17 protein-coding genes are annotated in these 19,215 nt (G+C 68.9%); 10 read left to right on the forward strand and 7 right to left on the reverse strand.

Going from position 1 to position 19,215, the window contains the following annotated elements; genetic code table 11:
• Positions 1 to 14: 14 nt before the first annotated feature.
• The 7 genes from PotMrB4_RS15095 to tagH all read right to left on the reverse strand — a co-directional run bounded on the left by PotMrB4_RS15095 (position 15) and on the right by tagH (position 9,958).
• The gene (locus PotMrB4_RS15095) at positions 15 to 743 is read right to left on the reverse strand and encodes a PP2C family protein-serine/threonine phosphatase (protein ID WP_044407498.1); all 729 of its coding nucleotides are present in this window, start codon (positions 741 to 743) and stop codon (positions 15 to 17) included.
• Positions 743 to 1,438 (reverse strand): type VI secretion system-associated protein TagF, encoded by a 696-nt coding sequence (gene tagF, locus PotMrB4_RS15100; RefSeq protein WP_172433785.1) that lies wholly within the window; start codon positions 1,436 to 1,438, stop codon positions 743 to 745. The genes PotMrB4_RS15095 and tagF overlap by 1 nt, the downstream gene beginning before the upstream one ends.
• The gene (tssM, locus tag PotMrB4_RS15105; protein ID WP_142008869.1) at positions 1,435 to 4,947 is read right to left on the reverse strand and encodes a type VI secretion system membrane subunit TssM; all 3,513 of its coding nucleotides are present in this window, start codon (positions 4,945 to 4,947) and stop codon (positions 1,435 to 1,437) included. The genes tagF and tssM overlap by 4 nt, the downstream gene beginning before the upstream one ends.
• Positions 4,944 to 6,293, reverse strand: coding sequence for a DotU family type VI secretion system protein (locus PotMrB4_RS15110; RefSeq protein ID WP_172433786.1), 1,350 nt, complete (start codon positions 6,291 to 6,293; stop codon positions 4,944 to 4,946). Before PotMrB4_RS15110 ends, tssM begins: the two co-directional genes overlap by 4 nt.
• 6 nt (positions 6,294 to 6,299) lie before the next feature.
• Positions 6,300 to 7,634 carry a type VI secretion system baseplate subunit TssK gene (gene tssK, locus PotMrB4_RS15115; protein WP_074971463.1) on the reverse strand — a complete coding sequence of 445 codons (1,335 nt, stop codon included), beginning with the start codon at positions 7,632 to 7,634 and terminating at the stop codon, positions 6,300 to 6,302.
• 16 nt (positions 7,635 to 7,650) lie between these two features.
• Positions 7,651 to 8,130, reverse strand: coding sequence for a type VI secretion system lipoprotein TssJ (gene tssJ / locus PotMrB4_RS15120; RefSeq protein ID WP_172433787.1), 480 nt, complete (start codon positions 8,128 to 8,130; stop codon positions 7,651 to 7,653).
• 82 nt (positions 8,131 to 8,212) lie between these two features.
• Positions 8,213 to 9,958: a type VI secretion system-associated FHA domain protein TagH gene (gene tagH, locus PotMrB4_RS15125; protein ID WP_172433788.1), complete on the reverse strand. Its 1,746-nt coding sequence runs from the start codon at positions 9,956 to 9,958 to the stop codon at positions 8,213 to 8,215.
• 403 nt (positions 9,959 to 10,361) lie between these two features.
• Between tagH and tssA the strand changes: the two genes are divergently transcribed.
• From tssA to tssG, 10 genes are all read left to right on the forward strand, one after another.
• A complete protein-coding gene (gene tssA, locus PotMrB4_RS15130) occupies positions 10,362 to 11,393 on the forward strand; it encodes a type VI secretion system protein TssA (RefSeq protein WP_172435095.1) in 1,032 nt (343 codons plus the stop codon).
• Positions 11,394 to 11,479: 86 nt separating this feature from the next.
• Entirely contained in the window at positions 11,480 to 11,995 is a 516-nt protein-coding gene (gene tssB / locus PotMrB4_RS15135) for a type VI secretion system contractile sheath small subunit (protein ID WP_044407521.1), read from the forward strand.
• Positions 11,996 to 12,007: 12 nt separating this feature from the next.
• A complete protein-coding gene (tssC, locus tag PotMrB4_RS15140) occupies positions 12,008 to 13,504 on the forward strand; it encodes a type VI secretion system contractile sheath large subunit (RefSeq protein ID WP_107329446.1) in 1,497 nt (498 codons plus the stop codon).
• Between the two features lie 74 nt (positions 13,505 to 13,578).
• Positions 13,579 to 14,067 carry an Hcp family type VI secretion system effector gene (locus PotMrB4_RS15145; RefSeq protein WP_044407523.1) on the forward strand — a complete coding sequence of 163 codons (489 nt, stop codon included), beginning with the start codon at positions 13,579 to 13,581 and terminating at the stop codon, positions 14,065 to 14,067.
• Positions 14,068 to 14,139: 72 nt separating this feature from the next.
• Positions 14,140 to 14,571 (forward strand): type VI secretion system amidase effector protein Tae4, encoded by a 432-nt coding sequence (locus PotMrB4_RS15150; RefSeq protein WP_044407525.1) that lies wholly within the window; start codon positions 14,140 to 14,142, stop codon positions 14,569 to 14,571.
• Positions 14,568 to 14,996 carry a hypothetical protein gene (locus PotMrB4_RS15155; RefSeq protein ID WP_172433789.1) on the forward strand — a complete coding sequence of 143 codons (429 nt, stop codon included), beginning with the start codon at positions 14,568 to 14,570 and terminating at the stop codon, positions 14,994 to 14,996. The genes PotMrB4_RS15150 and PotMrB4_RS15155 overlap by 4 nt, the downstream gene beginning before the upstream one ends.
• Positions 14,997 to 15,050: 54 nt before the next feature.
• Positions 15,051 to 15,836, forward strand: a complete 786-nt coding sequence (locus PotMrB4_RS15160; protein ID WP_074971468.1) for a type VI secretion system accessory protein TagJ — start codon at positions 15,051 to 15,053, stop codon at positions 15,834 to 15,836.
• Between the two features lie 2 nt (positions 15,837 to 15,838).
• The gene (gene tssE, locus PotMrB4_RS15165; protein WP_074971469.1) at positions 15,839 to 16,354 is read left to right on the forward strand and encodes a type VI secretion system baseplate subunit TssE; all 516 of its coding nucleotides are present in this window, start codon (positions 15,839 to 15,841) and stop codon (positions 16,352 to 16,354) included.
• Positions 16,351 to 18,210 (forward strand): type VI secretion system baseplate subunit TssF, encoded by a 1,860-nt coding sequence (gene tssF, locus PotMrB4_RS15170; RefSeq protein ID WP_142008862.1) that lies wholly within the window; start codon positions 16,351 to 16,353, stop codon positions 18,208 to 18,210. The genes tssE and tssF overlap by 4 nt, the downstream gene beginning before the upstream one ends.
• Positions 18,174 to 19,214, forward strand: coding sequence for a type VI secretion system baseplate subunit TssG (gene tssG / locus PotMrB4_RS15175; RefSeq protein WP_074971471.1), 1,041 nt, complete (start codon positions 18,174 to 18,176; stop codon positions 19,212 to 19,214). Before tssF ends, tssG begins: the two co-directional genes overlap by 37 nt.
• Position 19,215: the final 1 nt, after the last annotated feature.

The following is a 19,215-nucleotide window of genomic DNA, read 5'->3' on the forward strand; positions in this document are numbered from 1 at the left end:
TCTTTTTTTCTTTCTCAGGATGCTTTGACGACTACCGCCGTGATGTTGTCCGGCGCGCCCCGGGTCAAGCCCAGATGCACCAGGCTGCGGACCACCTGGTAGGGGTCCGCGTGGCCCAGCACTTCGCACAGTTCGTGGTCGTCGGCGGTCTTGTTCAGACCGTCGCTGCAGAGCAGGAAACTGTCTCCCGGCAGCACGACGAACCGCGATTCCTCCAGCTCCAGGTCATCCTGCACGCCGATGGCCCGGGTCACGATATTGGCCATGGGGTGCGCCCTGGCCTCCGTTTCGTTGAGCAGGTGGCTGTCCACCAGGTCCTGGACGTAGCTGTGGTCGCGGCTGATGCCTTCCAGGCGCCCCTCCCGCAAGCGGTACAGGCGGCTGTCGCCGGCCCACAGGCAGGTGCCTTCGCCCCCGCGTGCGGCCAGCACCACCACGGTGCTGCCCATCATGTTCACCCCGCGCTGGGCCGCCTCGGCCCGCACCAGGGTGTTGACGTGTACCAGCGCTGCGCGCAGGGCCTCCACGTAGAGGTCCAGCGCATCGGTGCAAGGCACGCCACGGAGCGTATCGACGATCAGGTTGCTGACGTAGTCACCGGCGGCGTGTCCGCCCATGCCATCGGCCACCACCCAGAGCCCGCGTTCGCAGGCGTCCAGGCAGGCGTCTTCGTTGACCTGGCGGACCATCCCCACATGGCTGTGGCTGGCCGACTGGTACTGCGTGACAGGAGGCAGCGGCATCACAGGCTCCCGAAATCGATCTGCCCGATGGCCGGGGGCTGGCCGACGGCGCCCTCGCCCACCAGGAAGCGACTGAAGTAGCGGGTCGGCGGCAGCCCCTGGAACCTCACCAGTTGCGCCTCCACCCGTTGTGATCCCCGCCCCCAGAAGAAGCTGCAGCCCTCGCCCGCCAGTTGGCCGAGCACCGCGCGGCGCGCCGCCTCGCCCTCCACCGGGTAGGCCAGTGCGCCCAGGTCGCTGACCCGGGGCGTCACCCGTGGGCTTGCCTCCGGCACGCCCAGGGCCTGGACCCCGCGCTCGAAGGTATCGACGTCCGCCTCCGGCTCCAGGGTCGACAGCAGCAAGGCCTCGGCCTGCTCGAACCAGGCGTCGGCGCCCCCCACCAGCGCGCCGCTGTTGCACGACGGCTCCAGCGCCACGGCGATGGTGAGGGGGAAATAGCGGCCCACGCGGTCGATGCTGGGCATCATCACGCCGGCCACCGCCTCGGGCACCAGCAGGCCCGGGGCGATGCTGAAGCGCCACAGTGGGCTGATCAGGTAGGCGTCGAGCCAGGCGCCGCCCAGCTCGGCCTGGCTTTCCGCCATGCCGGCGGCCAGCCAGCGGTCCCAGGCCTCGATGAAGGCCGGGGTCAGGCCGCGATGGATGAAGTCGCCGCGGCCGGCGAGCTTGCCGTAGAAACCCGCTGCGCTCATAGCCGCTCCGGCAGGCCGAAACCGCTCACCACGCGGCTGCGGAACGGGTTGAAGGCGCTGCTGGCACGCAGCTCGCTGGAGATGCTCAGGTTGTCCACGCGCATGCGCAGGGTGAAACGGTCCGGCGCGTTGCCCTGGGTCAGGTCGGACTGGTCCAGCAGGCGGAACCAGGCCCACGGGCCCTCCAGGGTCAGGCCGGAACGGCCGGCGCTGGTGGGCGGGGTCACGCTCAGGCGCACCACGCCCAGGCTGTTGGGGCTCGGCCACTGCATGGCCACCGGGCGGCTCGGGCCGTGGTCATAGCTGAACTGCTGGCCGTCCAGGTCCAGCTGGAACTGGTCGATGGCGGCGTCCATGGCCACCGCCTTCAGCTCGAAGCGCACCATCGGCGTGGTGTTGCCGGAGCGGAAGAACGCATCGCGGATCTGCGCCGCACGCTGGAAGGTGCCCAGCACGCCGGCGCTGATGCCCAGCTTCTCCGCTGCGCCCGGCTGCCAGCGCCAGGTGGTGGCGGAGGTGTCGACGTAGGGCTGCAGGTACTTGCGGAAGTAGCTGTCCATCACCCCGCCGACGCCGAAGAAGGCGCCGAAGTCGTCCAGGGTGGCGTCGCGGGTGCTGTTGCGGTCCAGCGGGTAGCGACCGGCCAGGGACTGCCGGTAGACGTTGACCACCTCGGCCGTCCAGGCGGCGTTCAGCTGATTGCGGATGCCGCCCATCATGGTGTTGGTGGAGGCGCTGACCACCGACTTGACCAGCCCCTGCACCAGCGGCGGCTGGCGCTCGGCGCCGAGGCTGACGCGCTGGGCGGCGGCCTGGGCCTGGTTCTTCGCCTCGCCCAGCAGCTGGTCGCCGCTGGCGCCGCTCATGGCGCTGAGCTGCACGTAGAGGGCATTGAGGTCGGCCAGCAGGGCCTCGATGGGCGCGGCGGTGTCACCCTCGCCCTTGTCCACCAGGCTGTTCAGCTCGGCGAAGTGGCGGCTGATGGGGTCGTCCGCACCCGGCTGGGCCGGCTGCTGGGTGTCGTCCCCGCCCTGCCCCACCAGCGCCTTGAGCTTGTCGACGGCGCCGTTGCCTTCCTTCGCCAGCTTGGCGGCGGCCAGGCGCTCTTCCTTCTGCAGGTCGGTCTCCTTGGCCACGGCTTCCAGCAGCTTCTTCAGCGGCGACTGCGGGCCGGACAGCACCCGCAGCACATCCGCCGCCTGGCCGGTGCTGGTGATGGGCACGAAGTCGATGTCGGCCAGCAGCGCATCCCACTGCCGCAGGTAGTCCTGGAAGTACAGCTGGCGCACTTCCAGGGCCAGGCTGGCGGCGTCCTGGGCGTCCTCCACGGTGCGGCCGAGCACCCACTGCTCCTCGGCCAGGGTCCCGGCCTGGCTCAGGCTGGAGACCATGAACACCTCGCGGTAGCCACGCTGGGTGAAGAAGCCGGGCAGCGGGTCGTTCAGCGGCTTGCCGCTCTTGCGTGCGAAGACCAGCGCGGCGTCGCGGCCGGCGGCTTCGCTGATGCGGAAGTCCGGCACGTTCTGCGGCAGCTTCTGGCGCTTGACGCGGTCGTACACGCGCTGGGCGACGGACAGCTGCTGCAGCTGGCGACGGGTGTCCTGCACCAGGTCGTCGTCCAGGCGCACGGCCGGCGGCGCGCGGTCGTACAGCGCGGCCAGGTGGTCGTTGAGGGCCTGGCGCTGTTCCGGCGCCAGGTCGCGGGGCAGGCTGCGGTCCCAGTCCAGGGCGATCCAGGCCTTGATGAAGTCGCCGTCGTAGTGCTCCGGGTCGGCCAGCATCAGGTAGGCCTTGAGGCCCTCGTAGAGGAAGTCGGAACTGCCGCCCCCGCGCAGCTGCTCTTCCAGGCGCGCCATGACCCGGGGGGCCATGACCGCGATCAGCAGCTTGCGGTACACGCTGGCGCCCTCGGCACCGAGCATGTCGCCCTGGTAGAGGCCGAAGCCCTCGGCCCAGGACGGCGCGTCACCCGGCGCATTGCGGATGGCGTTGAGCAGCGGCAGCACCGCCAGCACCTCGCGCTGGGCCGGGCTGAGGGCCTGCAACTGGCCGTGCAGCGGCTTCACCCGCGCATCCACTTCGGCGATGTAGGCCTGGTTGGCGCGGAAGCTGGCGATCCACACGCCCAGCACGGCCAGCACCAGCACCACGGTGGCGGCGAGCACGCCCCGGGCGATCCAGGTGCGCTGGCGCTCCACCTTCGGGTTGGCGCCCACCAGGCCGCGTTCGCCGAAGGCCACCTCGCGGAACAGCCGCTCGATGAAGTAGCTGCGCCCGGTGCCGGTCTGGCGCGCCAGGTGCTGGCGGTCCAGGTTCATGCTCTGGGCCATGGCACCGATCAGGCGGTCGATGGGGCTGCCTTCCTGGGTGCCGCTGGTGAAGTACACGCCGCGCAGCAGCGGGCGCTCTTCATAGGGGTTGGGCTTGAACACGCCGTCGAGGAAGCCCGACAGCGCATCGCGCAGGGCCGCGAACTGCTGCGGGAAGCCGTAGATCAGGTCGCGACGTGCAGGGTCGCGCTCCTGTTGCAGGCGCTCCACCAGGCGCTCGTTGAGGCGCTGTTCGAGCAGGGCGAACTCGCTGCCGAACACCGACAGTGGGCCCTCGGCGCTCTTGCCGTCGTCCAGGGCGAAGGTCATGCCCCAGACCTGGGCGCGCTCTTCCTTGCTCAGCGCGTCGAAGAACTCCATGAAGCCCGGCACCAGGTCGAGCTTGGTGAGCATCACGTAGATGGGGAAACGCACGCCGAGCTGGGTGTACAGCTCCTGCACCCGGGCGCGGATGGCGCGGGCGTGGGCGGCACGCTCGGTCTCGCTGCCCAGCAGCAGGTCGGACAGGCTGATGGCGACGAAGGCACCGTCGATGGGGCGGCGCTTGCGCTGGGTCTTGAGCAGGTCGAGGAAGCCCAGCCAGGCGGCCTTGTCCACTTCGGCGTGGCTGTCCTGGGTGGTGTAGCGGCCGGCGGTGTCCAGCAGCACGGCCTCGTCGGTGAACCACCAGTCGCAGTTGCGGGTGCCGCCGACGCCACGAATGGCGCCCGAGCCCATGTGCTCGGCGAGGGGGAAGTTGAGGCCGGAGTTGACCAGCGCAGTGGTCTTGCCCGAACCCGGCGGGCCGATGATCACGTACCAGGGCAGCTCATAAAGGTTGCGCCGCTCATGGCCGCCGAGCTTGGCGCGCTTGAGCAGGGCCAGGGCCTCGTCCATGCGCTGCTTGAGGGTGGCCAGCTCTTCGCTGGTGGCCACGGTGGCGGCGTCGGGGGCGACGGCCACCAGGCCCTGCATGACCTTGGCCGCGTTGCGCCGGGCCTGGATCAGGCGCAGCACGCGCCAGCCGATCCACACGGCGAACAGCAGGATGATGATCACCCAGCGCACGGTGGCCGAAGCCAGGGGCTCGAAGCCGCCGATGGCGATGAGCGGGCCGACGAACCAGATCACCAGGCTGAGGGCGATCAGGCCCAGCACCGGGATGACCCAGCGGGCCAGGAAACTGAAAAACGCCTTCACTCGACGCCCTCCGCGAAAACAGTGATCTCCACCCGGCGGTTGCGCGAACGGCCGTCGGCGGTGTCGTTGGATGCGACCGGCTCGGTGTCGCTGCGGCCTTCGGCGCGGAAGCGCTCGGGCTGGCCGGTCTTGGCGGCGAGCACGTCCATGACCTGCTGAGCGCGGTCCTGGGACAGCTTCCAGTTGGACGGATAGCGCAGCGTGGCGATGGGCCGGTTGTCGCTGTGGCCGGTGACCAGCACCTGGCCCTTGACCTTGCGGATCGCCTCGGCGATGCGCAGCAGCAGCGGCTGGAAGTCGTCATCGATGCTGGCGCTGCCGGAGGCGAACAGCTGGTCGCCACGGATGGTCACCACGGAGCGGTCCACGGCGTCTTCCACGGCCACCTTCTGCTGGCGGATCTCGTCGGCGAGGAAGCCGGCCAGGCGCGGGCGCTCGACGATCTTCGGCTTCTGCGGCGGACGGTCGATGGTCTGCACCGGGATGTCGCCCAGGGCATGCAGGTTCTTGAACACCGGCTCGGCCTCGGCGGCCAGCTTCAGCCGCATGCCGAACAGCAGGGCCAGCAGCAGCGCGGCGCCGATGGCGATCACCACCCAGGGCGGCAGGAACTGGCGCAGGCGGTCACGGGCGACCACCAGGCCGCGCCAGTGCGGCGACAGCTCGCGCTCGATCTCGCCATGGGTGGCGCGGATGGTGGCGGCTACCCGCTCGCGCAGCGCGTCCAGCTGGCTGCGCCCGTCGTTCATGACCCGGTAGCGGCCTTCGAAGCCGAGGCTGATGCACAGGTACAGCAGTTCGAGGATGTGCAGGCGCTGGCGCGGGTTCTGCAGGCAGTGGTCGAGCAGCTGGAACACCTTCTCGCCACCCCAAGCCTCGTTGTGCAGGGTGATCAGCAGGCTCTGCTTGCCCCACTCGCTGGCACTGCCCCAGGGGGTGCTCATGACCGCCTCGTCGAGGGCGGTGCAGAGCACGTAGCGGCTGAGCATCACCTCGTCCTGGGGGACGCCGGCGGCGCGGGCCTTCTCTTCGAACTGGCGCAGGTAGCCCAGCAGCTGCGCGCGCAGGCTGGCGGGCATCGGGTGGGCGATGGTGTTGCGCAGCCGGGTGAGCAACGCCAGCATCGGGCCGGCGGCGTTCTCCAGGGGGTTCAGGCCCAAGCCGCGCGCGGTGAGCATCGGCCCGCTGGCCGGGGCCGGGCCGGGCGGTGGTGCGTCATGGCGCGGCGCCGTCGGCTCGGGCCCACGCCCGCCCGGGCGCGGCATGATCATGGTGCGGTCGTTGTTGTTGCCGCCACTGCCGCCACCGATGGGCGGGCCGCCGAAGGGATCGTCGATCGGGTGCATCGCGAATTAACTCCGGATGGCCCAGAAGGCCAGGTTGAGGCCGGGGAACTTGCCGGCGATGTGGAAGGCGAAGCCGCCGGAATGCACCAGCTGCTTCCAGTGGTCGCTGCCACGGTCCAGTTCGAAATAGGTGCTGCCGGCGTGGTACGGCAACTGGCGCGGCGCCACCGGCAACGGCAGCAGGCCGATGCCCGGCAGTTGCAGGTTGACCAGGTCGCGGATGTGCTCCACCGAGCCCACCTTGGCCTGCTGCGGGAAGTGGCCACGGATGGATTCGCCGGGCACGTCGGCGCGCACCACGAGGATGAACGCGGAGTTCTCCAGCAGCGTGCGGTCGGCCAGCATCGCCACGTGCACGCCGTAGGCCTTCTCGACAATGGGAATCGGCACCGCGCGGCTGTCGATGACCATCGACAGGGCCTGGCGCAGTGCCAGCATCACCGGGGCGAAGCTGTTGGCCAGGTCGTCGTGCTCGTAGGCCGGGTATTCGGCCGGGCGCCGGCCACTGGCGGTGAAGGTGGAGAACTCGCCGGCCAGGGCCACGGCCTCGCGGTAGAAGTCCTCGGGGTGCAGCGGGGCGATGCGCGCCAGGTGCGCCACCAGGGGCTCGGCACGGTTGACCAGTTGCAGCAGCAGGAAGTCGGCGATTTCCGAGGCGCCGCCCGCGCCGGAGGCGACCACGCGGCCGGCCAGGGCTTCGCCACGCTGGTGCAGCAGGCCCAGCAGCTCGCTGCGGAAGGCCGCCAGCGGCTTGGACACGGCCACGTCCAGCAGCGGCGGGATGTAGGACTCGTCCAGCACCACGGCGCGGTCGGCGCGCTTCTCCAGCACCCGCACCACGCCCACGGCGGCGTATTCGCCCAGGCCGTCGCGCTCGGTGACCAGGCGCAGGGCGCGACCGCCGATGGACACGGGGGCACGGCTTTCGAAGGCGGCGTTGTCGTCGCGCACTTCGCGCACCTGGCTGCGGTAGCGGGCACCGCCCAGCTCCTCGCCCTCCTCCACCGTGTCACGGGCACCGGCCCGCTTGAGCGGCAGGGCCAGGTAGATGATGCCGTCGCGCAGGCTCTCTTCCACGTCGAACGGCTCCGGCGCCACGTCGTCGCCGGGGATGTCGAACGGGGTGCCGTCGGGCAGCAGGCCACGGGCGGAGAGGATCGCCAGCTTGCCCTGGGTGAGCAGCGACTCGTCGATCTTCAGCTCGGAGAACCCCCAGCTGCCGGGGCGCAGCGAACGGCAGCGCCCTTCCACCAGGGCTTCGAGGTAACGGTCATGCTGCTGGAAGTGCTGCGGACGCAGGAACATCCCTTCCGACCAGACCACACGGTTGTTCCATGACATGTGCTGTCTCCGCTTTTCAGTGTTCGGTGATGGGCGCCGGCGCGACGGTCACGCCGCGTGCGCCGAACTTGAGGCTGTAGGCGCTGGTCTGGTTCAGCGGAACGGTGATGACGTCACGCCAGACAGCGGCATCCAGTTCGCGGTAGCCGACCACGATGCCGAACTGCCGGGTGCCCTCGTCGAGGGTGCGCTCCTGCATCTGGCGATCGGACGGCTTGACCAGCAGTTCGTCCTGGGCGACCAGGTCGGCGGCGAGGGTCGCCTGGGCCTTGTCCACCAGGGAGAAGTAATCGACACGGCTGAAGGTGGTGGCGTTGCGCAGCTCGTACAGGCGCACCCGCACCGGCGTGCCGGCACCGCCGGGCAGCGCGTTGAGGTCGGCACTGGCTTCGATCTGCAGCTGCACCACGGTGGGCGGCGGCGGGGCTTCCTTTTCCGGCTCGGAGGCACAGGCGCTGAGCAGCGCGGCCATGGCGAGCATAAGAATCCTTGGCATTCGGTACGTCCTCGTTGACTGCTGTTGATCCACGGAAGCGACGGCGGGACGGGCCTGGCCACGCCCCGGCAGGCGGGCGGCGCTAGCCACCGCGCAACCTGGCGCTGTGCTCCTCGTAGGCGCGACTGAACTCGCGTCCGAACAGGTCCTGGAAGTCGTCCTCGGCCTCCCGCGAGATGCTCGCGTAGAGGTCGGTGAACAGCTCCCAGTACTGCGACTGCCGGGAACCCGGCAGCAGGGCCGACAGGCCCGATGGCTTGCTCAGGCGGGCTTCGAGGGTGGCGGGCTCGAAGCGCTTGAGCAGGTGCTTGATGGCGGCCTGCACACCGGCCATGACGGCCAGCTGATGCGCCTTGACGTCATCGAAGCTCTCCTTCACCGCCTGGTCCGGCGGCATGAAGGCAGCGTTGCCGTGGCGCAGCAGGAGCAGCAGCGCCTCGTCGGCATTGGGGGCGAACTTGAGCGGGTTGTTCTCCACCGGGCGGATCATGGTCTGCGACATGCGGAACTCGCCCTTGAGGCTGGAGCGCGCGCGCAGCACGTCCACCAGCCCTTCCACCATCAGCCGGTAGCTGCGCCCGATGGCCTCCATCTGCGCGGCCGCCTCGGCGCGGTCGATGCGCAGCTGGGACAACCCAGCACCGCGCAGGAAGGCTTCCAGCAACTCGCCCTGGGGCGCCTGGGCAACCCCCTGGGGCGGCGCGGCAACCGGGGGAACCGCCTGGGGCGGCGTGGCGGCAGGCGGCGTCGGCACCGGCATGGCTGCGGCCAGGGGTTCGAGCGGCGGCGTGGCGATGGCGGCGTGGGTGGCCTGGGCGGTGGGCGTCAGCGCCGGGGCGACGGGCACGTCCACAGGCGCTTGCACGGGCACGGCCACCGGCGCCTCGGCCTGGGGGCTTGGCTCGAACGGGGTGCTGCCGAACAGCACGGCCATCGGGTCCGGCTGGGCGGCGGCCTGGGGCGGCGGCACGGACGTGGCCTGGGCATCGCTGACAGGCGTGCCGATCCCGGCGAAGAAATCCTCGGGCACGTGCATCGGCGCCGGCTCGGGCACCTGGGGCGTGGCGGCCGTGGGCATCGGCACCGGGATCGACGGGGCCGCCGACGGGGTGGAGAGGCCGAGGTCGGCAAAGGGGTCCCAGTCGGCCGGTATCGCATGGGCCTCGGCGGCGGCGGCCGGGGGCGGCGTCACGCTGGGCAGCGGCGGCGGCGCGGGCGGAGCCACCGGTGTCGGCGGGCGGAAATCATGACGCTCGGCGGGCACATGGTCGGGAATCGCGGCCGCCGGCGGTGGCGCCGGATTGAGGAAGTCGAACAGGTCCGGCTTGGTGTCCAGCGGCGAGCCGCCCATGGGCATCTGGGTGGCCGAGGGCGCGGCGTAGGGTTCGGGGATGGCGCTGGAGGCGACCTGCCGGCTCATCAGCGCATCGAAATTGCTGAACGGGTCCGCACCGCCCACCGACGGAGCAGCGGCCGGGCCGCTGGAGAACGGCTGCGAGGTGGCCGGCGCGGTGATCTGCACGAGGATCTCGTACTCGCCGAGCTTGAGCACTTCGCCATCATTGAGGCGCTCGCTGTTGCCCCGGCGCAGGCGGATGCCCGACTGCGCGAGCATCACGCCGTTGGTGCTGGTGTCGGTGAGGTAGTAGACGCCGTCACGGCTCTGGATGGTGCAGTGCTGGCTGGACACCAGGCGCTCGGGATCAGGGAGCACCCAGTCGTTTTCCGTACCACGACCTATCCTCAGTTCACCACGGTCCAGCTCGGCGTCGGGACGTTGCCCGGGGGTGAGCTTGTGATAACTGGTGATGGTCAAACGCAGTGGCATTGCGACTCCTTGCACATCTCACTGGAGAGGGGCGCGAACACCGAACCCTTCGATGCCGTGCAACAGCGCGCCGGTCCGGACCCTGCACGTGCCCCTGTTTCGCCAAGCCGCGCGAACACTCTCAGCGAAGAAAAATCTGATGGCTTTAGCCGACTTATCTTAGAACGAAAAAAGTAAACTTTTACAATCCGAAGAGGCTAGCGTCGACTAGCGCACATCTGTCGGCTGTGGTTCGCGTTTGTCTTGACAAGGGCAAAATACGACCCGAAAAATGGATAGGAGTTGCAGCGGTTGAGGCCAGAAAAATGGCGTCACCAAGACGTTGATCCAAGGGACTGTGATCAAGTCGTACGTCTGCTCCAGAACCATGCTCGCCCCAGCCCTGACAAGGAGAACACCCACCGTGGTGGACGTGTCGCACCTGCTTTCCCCTGTTTCCGCCGAGTCCCCGTGCGGTGATGACCTCGAATACGACGCCTCGTATCTCGAACTCGAACGAATTGCCCAAGGCCAGCCCGAACGTCAGATGGGCGACTCCGTGCTGCCTGCCGAACCGCCCGCGTGGCGCGACGTGCGCGAGCTGTCCAGCCAGTTGCTGGGCCGCAGCAAGGACCTGCGCATCGCCAACTACTTCCTGCAGAGCGCCATCGCCCTGGAAGGCCTCGCCGGCCTGGCCCAGAGCCTGACACTGGTGCGCGAGCTGCTGACCCAGTTCTGGGATGGCGTGTACCCGCAGCTCGACGCCGACGACGACAACGACCCGACCTTCCGCATCAATGCCCTCACCGGCCTCGCCTCCGAGCCGGTGATCCGCCTGGTGCGCGAGGCGAACCTGACCAGCTCCCGTGCCTTCGGAGCGGTCACTTTGCGTGCTGCCCTGAACGCCCTCGACCTGCAGCGGTTCCCCAGCGAGACGCTGACCGCCGAGCAGCTCCAGGGCGCCTTCCGCGACACCGACCCGGCGCTGCTGGAAAGCACCCGCCAGGCCCTCACCGATGCCCAGTCCGCACTGGCGGCCATCGAGTCGACGCTTTCCGACCAGGTCGGCTCGGCCCAGAGCGCCGACCTCGCCCCGCTCAAGCAGCTGATCCGCCAGGCCCTGCAGATCGTCAAGGAGCACGCGCCCCTGGACGACAGCGCGACGGCCGAGGACGCCGCGACGGACGGCGGTGACGGCAGTGCCGGCGAGAGCCCGGTCGCCGTGGCCAGCACGCCGCGCGCCGCCCCCCACGAGATCAACAACCGCGACGACGTGTTGCGCACGCTGGACCGCATCCTCGCCTACTACGAGCGCCAGGAGCCCTCCAGCCCGGTTCCGATGCTGCTCAAGCGCGCCCGGAAGCTGGTCACGGCGGATTTCGCCGAGATCGTGCGCAACCTCATCCCCGATGGGATGTCGCAATTCGAGAATTTGCGCGGCCCCGAGTCCGAGTAACCCCGATCCGGCAGACCGTGCATCCGTTACCGGCTAGCGGCCGATGACGCCCCAACAGCCGTAAAGGCAGCGAAGGAGGAGCAACCATGGGTAGCACCAGCAGTCAGAAATTCATCGCGCGCAACCGCGCACCCCGCGTCCAGATCGAGTACGACGTGGAGCTCTACGGCGCCGAGAAGAAGGTGCAGTTGCCCTTCGTCATGGGCGTCATGGCCGACCTCGCCGGCAAGCCGGCCGAGCCCCAGGCCGCCGTCGCCGACCGCAAGTTCCTGGAGATCGACGTCGACAACTTCGACTCGCGCCTCAAGGCCATGAAGCCGCGCGTCGCGTTCAACGTGCCCAACGCCCTGACCGGCGAAGGCAACCTCTCCGTGGACATCACCTTCGAGAACATGGACGACTTCAGCCCGGCCGCCGTGGCGCGCAAGGTCGACTCCCTGAACCAGCTGCTCGAAGCCCGCACCCAGCTCGCCAACCTGCTGACCTACATGGACGGCAAGACCGGCGCTGAAGAACTGATCATGAAAGCGATCAAGGATCCGGCCCTGCTGCAGGCCCTGGCCAGCGCGCCGAAGCCGCAGGACAACGAGCCGCAAGCCTAAGAGGACAACCAGATGGCCGAGTTGATGACCGACGCCGCGCCCCAGGCCGGCCAGACCACCGAGCAGACCAGCGAGTTCGCCTCGCTGCTGCTGCAGGAATTCAAGCCCAAGACCGACCGGGCCCGCGAAGCGGTGGAAACCGCCGTGCGCACCCTGGCCGAGCATGCACTGGCGCAAACCAACCTGATCTCCAATGACGCGATCAAGTCGATCGAATCGATCATTGCCGCGATCGACGCCAAGCTCACCGATCAGGTCAACCTGATCATGCACCACGCCGATTTCCAGCAGCTGGAAAGCGCCTGGCGCGGCCTGCACTACCTGGTGAACAACACCGAGACCGACGAGCAGCTGAAGATCCGCGTGCTGAACATCTCCAAGGGCGAGCTGCACAAGACCCTGAAGAAGTTCAAGGGCACCGCCTGGGACCAGAGCCCGATCTTCAAGAAGCTCTACGAAGAGGAATACGGCCAGTTCGGCGGCGAGCCCTACGGCTGCCTGGTGGGCGACTACTACTTCGACCAGTCCCCGCCGGACGTGGAGCTGCTGGGCGAGATCGCGAAGGTCTCCGCCGCCATGCACGCACCGTTCATCTCCGCCGCCTCCCCCACCGTGATGGGCATGGGTTCCTGGCAGGAGCTGTCCAACCCGCGTGACCTGACCAAGATCTTCACCACCCCGGAATACGCCGGCTGGCGCTCGCTGCGCGAGTCCGAGGATGCGCGCTACATCGGCCTGACCATGCCGCGCTTCCTGGCCCGCCTGCCCTACGGTGCCAAGACCGACCCGGTGGAGGCGTTCGCCTTCGAGGAAGACACCGCCGGTGCCGACAGCAGCAAGTACACCTGGGCCAACTCGGCCTACGCCATGGCGGTGAACATCAACCGCTCGTTCAAGCTCTACGGCTGGTGCTCGCGCATCCGTGGCGTGGAATCCGGTGGCGAAGTGCCGAACCTGCCGGCGCACACCTTCCCCACCGACGACGGTGGCGTGGACATGAAGTGCCCGACCGAGATCGCCATCTCCGACCGCCGCGAGGCCGAGCTGGCGAAGAACGGCTTCATGCCGCTGCTGCACAAGAAGAACACCGACCTGGCGGCCTTCATCGGCGCCCAGTCGCTGCAGAAGCCGGCCGAATACGACGACCCGGACGCCACCGCCAACGCCAACCTGGCCGCGCGCCTGCCGTACCTGTTCGCCACCTGCCGCTTCGCGCATTACCTGAAGTGCATCGTTCGCGACAAGATCGGCTCGTTCAAGGAGAAGGACGACATGCAGCGCTGGCTGCAGGACTGGATCCTGAACTACGTCGACGGTGACCCGGCGCACTCCACCGAAACCACCAAGGCCCAGCACCCGCTGGCCGCCGCCGAGGTGGTGGTCGAGGAAGTGGAAGGCAACCCGGGCTACTACAGCTCCAAGTTCTACCTGCGTCCGCACTACCAGCTCGAAGGGCTGACCGTGTCGCTGCGCCTGGTATCCAAGCTGCCTTCGGCCAAGGGGGCCTGAGGCGCGTCACTTTAAGCGCCTGCCAGGTGGCGGGCGCATCTGACAAGGTGGCGAAAGCCACGAAGGAGGAATAGATGGCTGTTGATATGTTCATCAAGATCGGGGACATCGAGGGTGAGTCCGCCGACAAGGTGCACGCCAAGGAAATCGACGTACTGGCCTGGAGCTGGGGCATGTCCCAGTCCGGCAACATGCACCAGGGTGGTGGTGGCGGCGCCGGCAAGGTGAGCGTCCAGGACCTGTCCCTGACCAAGTACATCGACAAGTCCAGCCCCAACCTGATGATGGCCTGCTCCAACGGCAAGCACTTCCCGGAAGCCAAGCTGACCATCCGCAAGGCCGGCGGCGAGAACCCGGTGGAGTACGTGATCATCACCATGAAGGAAGTCCTGATTTCCTCCGTGAGCACCGGTGGCAGCGGCGGTGAAGACCGTCTGACCGAGAACATCAGCCTCAACTTCGCCCAGGTCCAGGTGGACTACCAGCCGCAGAAAGCGGATGGCGCGAAGGACGGCGGCCCGGTCAAGTACGGCTGGAACATCCGCGAGAACGTGAAGATCTGATGTCTTCGCCAACGGTCCCGGCCCTGCCGGGACCGTTGTTGCTCCACCCTCCTCCCGGCGAGGCGAACCCCCATGGCAAAGCCTGCGTTCATCAACCTCTGGAACAACTACCCCACCGAGCAGCACCCGTGCGACGGCGGCTGGGACAACCAGTGCGCGATCCGCATGAGCCTCACGCTCAACGCCGAACGGTCCATCACCATCGACCGCAACACCTACCCGGAACCCAAGTGCGCACACGGCCACGCCCGTGGAGCCGAGTCGCTGGCCAACTGGCTGTGGCGAAACCACCTGGGACGTCCGCAGATCTTCACTGACGGTGCCGCCGCCAAGCGCACGCTCAACGAGCGCACCGGCATCATCTTCTTCAAGGACTGCTTCACCCGCAGCGGCGAGACCCGCGCCACCGGCGACCACATCGACCTGTGGAACCGTGGCCTGACCAAGACCTACGACGACCCGGCCAATCGCGCCGCCCAGGTCTGGTTCTGGGAGCTGGCATGACCCGCCCCACCCTGCTCCTCGCCTGTGCCCTGCTCCCCAGCCTGAACGCCTGCGCCGCCACCCCGCCCGGACCGGTCGCGCCCGAGCAGGCCATGCTGGGCGACCAGGCCCTGCACCTCGAAGACCAGGCCGGCCGCTGCACCCTGGTGCACCCCGCCGGCCGCCTTGAACTGGCCCTGCCCTCGCCCTGCGAATTCCACCGCAACGCCGAGGGCGCGCCGCGTATCGAACACCAGGGCGCGGTGCCCATCCTGCTGGTGCAGCACAGCCAGCCGGAGGCGCCCCCCGGCCAGGGCTGCGTGACCCGCCTGCAGGCCGTGCGCCTGCGCCAGGGCACGCTGCAAGCCTCGGCCCCCATGACCAACGCCAGCTGCCCGCGCGGGCCATGGGACCAGAAACTGTTCACCGGACCTTTCGACTGGTGACCCGGATTCCCCAAGAGCCCCATTCAATGCAGCCACGCTGCAGACAGGACGACCATGAACGCTGAAGAACTCTTGCGCGCCGGCCGCGTCGACGACGCCCTCAAGGCCCTCCAGGACCAGGTCCGCACCCAGCCGGCCAATGCCGAGCTGCGCGTCTTCCTGTTCCAGCTGCTGGCCGTGCTCGGCCAGTGGAGCCGCGCCAACAACCAGCTGAAGGTGGCCGGCGAGCTGGATGCCGGTGCCCTGGCCATGGTGCAGACCTACCGCACCGCCCTGGAATGCGAGGCCCTGCGTGCCGAAGTGTTCGCCGGTCGCCTCACCCCGGTGGTGCTGGGCGAACCCGCTGACTGGGTGGCCCCGCTGATCCAGGCCCTCAAGCACGACGCCGACGGCCAGCCCGAAGCCGCCCAGGCCCTGCGTGATGCTGCCTTCGACGCCGCACCGGCGGTGGCCGGGCAGGTCAACGAGCAGCCCTTCCAGTGGCTGGCCGACGCCGACCCGCGCCTGGGCCCGGTGCTGGAGCTGATCGTCAACGGCCGCTACGTGTGGCTGCCGATGCACAACATCCAGCACCTGGCCATCGAAGCCCCCACCGACCTGCGCGACCTGGTGTGGCTGCCGGTGGAGATCACCCTGGTCAACGGCGGCACCACCGTGGGCCTGATCCCCAGCCGCTACCCGGGCAGCCAGGACGACGCCGACGGCGCCATCCGCCTGGCGCGCAAGACCGACTGGCTGGACAGCGGCCTGCCCCTGGGCCAGCGCCTGTTCGTCACCGATGAAGGCGACGTCGCCCTGTTCGAGGTGCGCACCCTCGCCTTCGAGCAGCCGAGCGCCTGAACATGGCCGACCTGACGCTGCAGGAACGCCTGCAACCGTCCCTGCTCGATCGCCTCACCGACGACGATCCGGGCAACCCGAAGGAGAGCGCCGACAAGCGCGTGCTCTCCCTCACCCAGCTCAAGGCCTCGGTCCTGCGTGACCTGGCCTGGCTGTTCAACACCATTGCGCCGCTCGACAGCGACACCTCCGGCGAGATCCAGGCCGGCAGCTCGGTGGTCAACTACGGGTTGCCGCCGCTGGCCGGGCACACCGCCTCCAGCGTCGACGTGCAGGCCATCGAGGCCCTGCTCACCGAGACCATCGCCGGCTACGAGCCGCGCATCATCCGCTCCACCCTGCGCGTACGCGCCCAGCTGGCAGCCGACCAGATGAACCACAATGCTTTGTCCTTCGAGATCGAGGGCGACCTGTGGGCCGAGCCCGTGCCCTTGCGCATGCTGCTCACCACCGACCTCGACCTGGAGACCGGCCACGTCCGCGTGGTGCCCGCCGAACAGGTCAGGAGGCGCAAATGAACCCGCGCCTGCTGGAGTACTACAACCAGGAGCTGCAGCACATCCGCGAGAGTGCCGCCGAGTTCGCCAGCGAGTACCCGAAGATCGCCGGGCGCCTGACGCTCTCCGGCATCGACTGCGCCGACCCCTACGTCGAGCGCCTGCTGGAGGGCTTCGCCTACCTCACCGCCCGCGTGCAGCTCAAGCTCGATGCCGAGTACCCGACCTTCACCCACAACCTGCTGGAGATCGCCTACCCGCACTACCTGGCGCCGACCCCGTCGATGACCGTGGTGCAGCTGCAGGCCGATCCCAACGAGGGGTCGCTGGCCAGCGGCTTCGTGGTGCCGCGCAACGCCTCGCTGCGAGCCAGCCTGGGCGCCGACGCGCAGACCGCCTGCGAATACCGCACCGCCCAGCCGGTCAGCCTGTGGCCGCTGGAAGTGACCAAGGCCGAATACTTCGGCAACCCCGCCGCCGCCCTCGGCCGCCTGGCCGCCAGCGAGCCCACCGCCAAGGCCGGCCTGCGCCTGCGCCTGCGTACCGGGGCGGGCCTGCCGTTCAACAGCCTGTCGCTGGAAGACCTGACCTTCTTCCTCCACGGCGCCGACGAGCAGCCCTTCCGCCTCTACGAGCAGCTGATGGCCAACGCCTGCGCGGTGTTCGCCCAGGCCCCCGGCGGCGAGTGGGTGGAGCGCCTGCCGCCGGACAGCCTGCGCTCGCGCGGTTTCGACGACGAGGACGCGGTGTTGCCGGTGGTGCCCCGCGCCTTCCAGGGCTACCGCCTGCTGCAGGAATACTTCGCCCTGCCCAACCGCTTCCTGTTCGTCGACCTGGCCAACCTGCGCCGTCCCGTGAAGCGCTGCGCCGGCCAGGAACTGGAGATCATCGTGCTGTTCAACCGCCTGGACAGCACCCTGGAAGGCAGTATCGGCGCCGACCTGTTCCGCCTGTTCTGCACCCCGGCGGTGAACCTGTTCCCGCGCCGGGCGGACCGCATCCACGTGAACGAGCGGGTCAACGAGCACCACGTGATCGTCGACCGCACCCGCCCGCTGGACTTCGAAGTGCACAGCCTCACCGAGGTGACCGGCCACGGCGCCGGCCCGGAGCAGCCCTTCCAGCCCTTCTATGCGGTGCGCGACCCCTCGCGCTACGGCCGTGAGCAGGCCTGGTACACGGTGCGCCGCGAACCCCGCGTGCTCTCCAGCAACCAGCGTCGCAAGGGGCCGCGCTCCACCTACATCGGCAGCGAGACCTTCATTTCCCTGGTGGACGCCAAGCAGGCGCCCCACCGCCACGACCTGCGCCAGCTGGGCATCGGCGCGCTGTGCACCAACCGTGACCTGCCGCTGTTCATGCCGGTGGGTACGGGGCGCAGCGACTTCACCCTGGAAGACAGCGCCCCGGTGCAGGCCGTGCGCTGCCTGGCGGGCCCGAGCCGACCCAAGGCCAGCCGCGCCCATGACGCCAGCGCCTGGCGGCTGATCAGCCAGCTGTCGCTCAACTACCTGTCGCTGAGCCAGGACGGCCAGGGCGCTGCCGCCCTGCGCGAGATGCTGCGGCTGTATGGTGAGTCCAACGACCAGGCCCTGCAGATGCAGATCGAGGGGCTGCGCAAGGTCGCCAGCAAACCCTGCACCCGGCGCCTGCCGATGCCGGGCCCGATCGTCTTCGGGCGCGGCCTGGAGATCGACCTGGAGTTCGACGAGAACGCCTTCCGCGGCACCGGCGTGTTCGTGCTGGCCTCGGTGCTGGAACGTTTCCTGACACGCTATGTGTCGATCAACAGCTTCACCGAAACGGTGTTGCGGACCACTGAACGGGGCGAGGTGATGCGATGGCGGGCGAAGCCCGGACGTCGTCCGAATCTGTAGACACCCTCGCGGAAATGGAAGCTGCGCCCTGGAACTACGACTTCTTCCAGGCGCTGCGCCGCATCGAGTGCGAATACCCCGACCGGCCGCGCCTGGGCCATTCCCTGCGCCTGGCCGACGACCCGTTGCGCCTGGGCCAAAAGCCCGATTGCGGCTTCGCCCCAGCGACCCTGGCCAGCGTCGAGCACAACCCCGACGGCACTCCGCGCATCGAGCAGTACTTCTTCGGCCTCACCGGGCCCAACGGGCCGTTGCCGCTGCACCTGACCGAGTACGCCCGGGAGCGCCAGCGCAACAGCGCCGACGCCACCTTCAAGCGCTTCCTCGACGTTTTCACGCACCGCCTGCTGACGCTGTTCTACCGCTCCTGGGCCGAAGCACGGCCGACGGTGAGCATGGACCGCCCCGACCAGGACTACTGGTCGCCGCGCCTGGGCGCGCTCTCCGGCCGGGGCATGGAAAGCCTGCTCGGCCAGGGGCCCATCGACGACGCCGCGCGCTACTACTACACCGGCCACCTGGCGGCGCAGACGCGCTACCCGGACGGCCTGCGCACCATCCTCGCGGAGTTCTTCGGTGTGCCGGTGGCCATCGAGGAGTACGTCGGCCAGTGGCTGGAGCTGCCCGAGCGCAGCCGCCTGGGCGCAGCCGCCAGCACCCTGGGGATGGACCTGTGCCTGGGCACCCACGTGTGGGACCGCCAGCACAAGTTCCGCATCTGCATCGGCCCGCTGGACCTGTCGCAGTACCAGCGCTTCCTGCCGGGCGGCGAACTGTTCCACGAACTGGCCGCCTGGGTGGCCGAATACCTGGGAGAAGAACTGGACTGGGACGCCAACCTGGTCCTCAAACGTGAGGACGTTCCGCCGCTGACGCTGTCCGGCGGGGACCGACTCGGCTTCAACACCTGGCTCGGCACCCCCGGCCAGGACGCAAAGGACCTGCTGCTGGCACGCCACTACGCCGACGCCACGCCGCGCCAATACCCGGATCGAGGAGAGTGAA

It is taken from the genome of Metapseudomonas otitidis, assembly GCF_011397855.1.
GTDB classification, from domain to species: Bacteria; Pseudomonadota; Gammaproteobacteria; order Pseudomonadales; family Pseudomonadaceae; genus Metapseudomonas; species Metapseudomonas otitidis.

Bases quoted from the DNA above. Each gene is read 5' to 3' on its own strand.
- PotMrB4_RS15095 (WP_044407498.1), bottom strand. From the start codon at position 743: ATGCCGCTGCCTCCTGTCACGCAGTACCAGTCGGCCAGCCACAGCCAT.
- tagF (WP_172433785.1), bottom strand. From the start codon at position 1,438: ATGAGCGCAGCGGGTTTCTACGGCAAGCTCGCCGGCCGCGGCGACTTC.
- PotMrB4_RS15110 (WP_172433786.1), bottom strand. From the start codon at position 6,293: ATGCACCCGATCGACGATCCCTTCGGCGGCCCGCCCATCGGTGGCGGC.
- tssK (WP_074971463.1), bottom strand. From the start codon at position 7,634: ATGTCATGGAACAACCGTGTGGTCTGGTCGGAAGGGATGTTCCTGCGT.
- tssJ (WP_172433787.1), bottom strand. From the start codon at position 8,130: ATGCCAAGGATTCTTATGCTCGCCATGGCCGCGCTGCTCAGCGCCTGT.
- tagH (WP_172433788.1), bottom strand. From the start codon at position 9,958: ATGCCACTGCGTTTGACCATCACCAGTTATCACAAGCTCACCCCCGGG.
- tssB (WP_044407521.1), top strand. From the start codon at position 11,480: ATGGGTAGCACCAGCAGTCAGAAATTCATCGCGCGCAACCGCGCACCC.
- tssC (WP_107329446.1), top strand. From the start codon at position 12,008: ATGGCCGAGTTGATGACCGACGCCGCGCCCCAGGCCGGCCAGACCACC.
- PotMrB4_RS15145 (WP_044407523.1), top strand. From the start codon at position 13,579: ATGGCTGTTGATATGTTCATCAAGATCGGGGACATCGAGGGTGAGTCC.
- PotMrB4_RS15150 (WP_044407525.1), top strand. From the start codon at position 14,140: ATGGCAAAGCCTGCGTTCATCAACCTCTGGAACAACTACCCCACCGAG.
- PotMrB4_RS15155 (WP_172433789.1), top strand. From the start codon at position 14,568: ATGACCCGCCCCACCCTGCTCCTCGCCTGTGCCCTGCTCCCCAGCCTG.
- PotMrB4_RS15160 (WP_074971468.1), top strand. From the start codon at position 15,051: ATGAACGCTGAAGAACTCTTGCGCGCCGGCCGCGTCGACGACGCCCTC.
- tssE (WP_074971469.1), top strand. From the start codon at position 15,839: ATGGCCGACCTGACGCTGCAGGAACGCCTGCAACCGTCCCTGCTCGAT.
- tssF (WP_142008862.1), top strand. From the start codon at position 16,351: ATGAACCCGCGCCTGCTGGAGTACTACAACCAGGAGCTGCAGCACATC.
- tssG (WP_074971471.1), top strand. From the start codon at position 18,174: ATGGCGGGCGAAGCCCGGACGTCGTCCGAATCTGTAGACACCCTCGCG.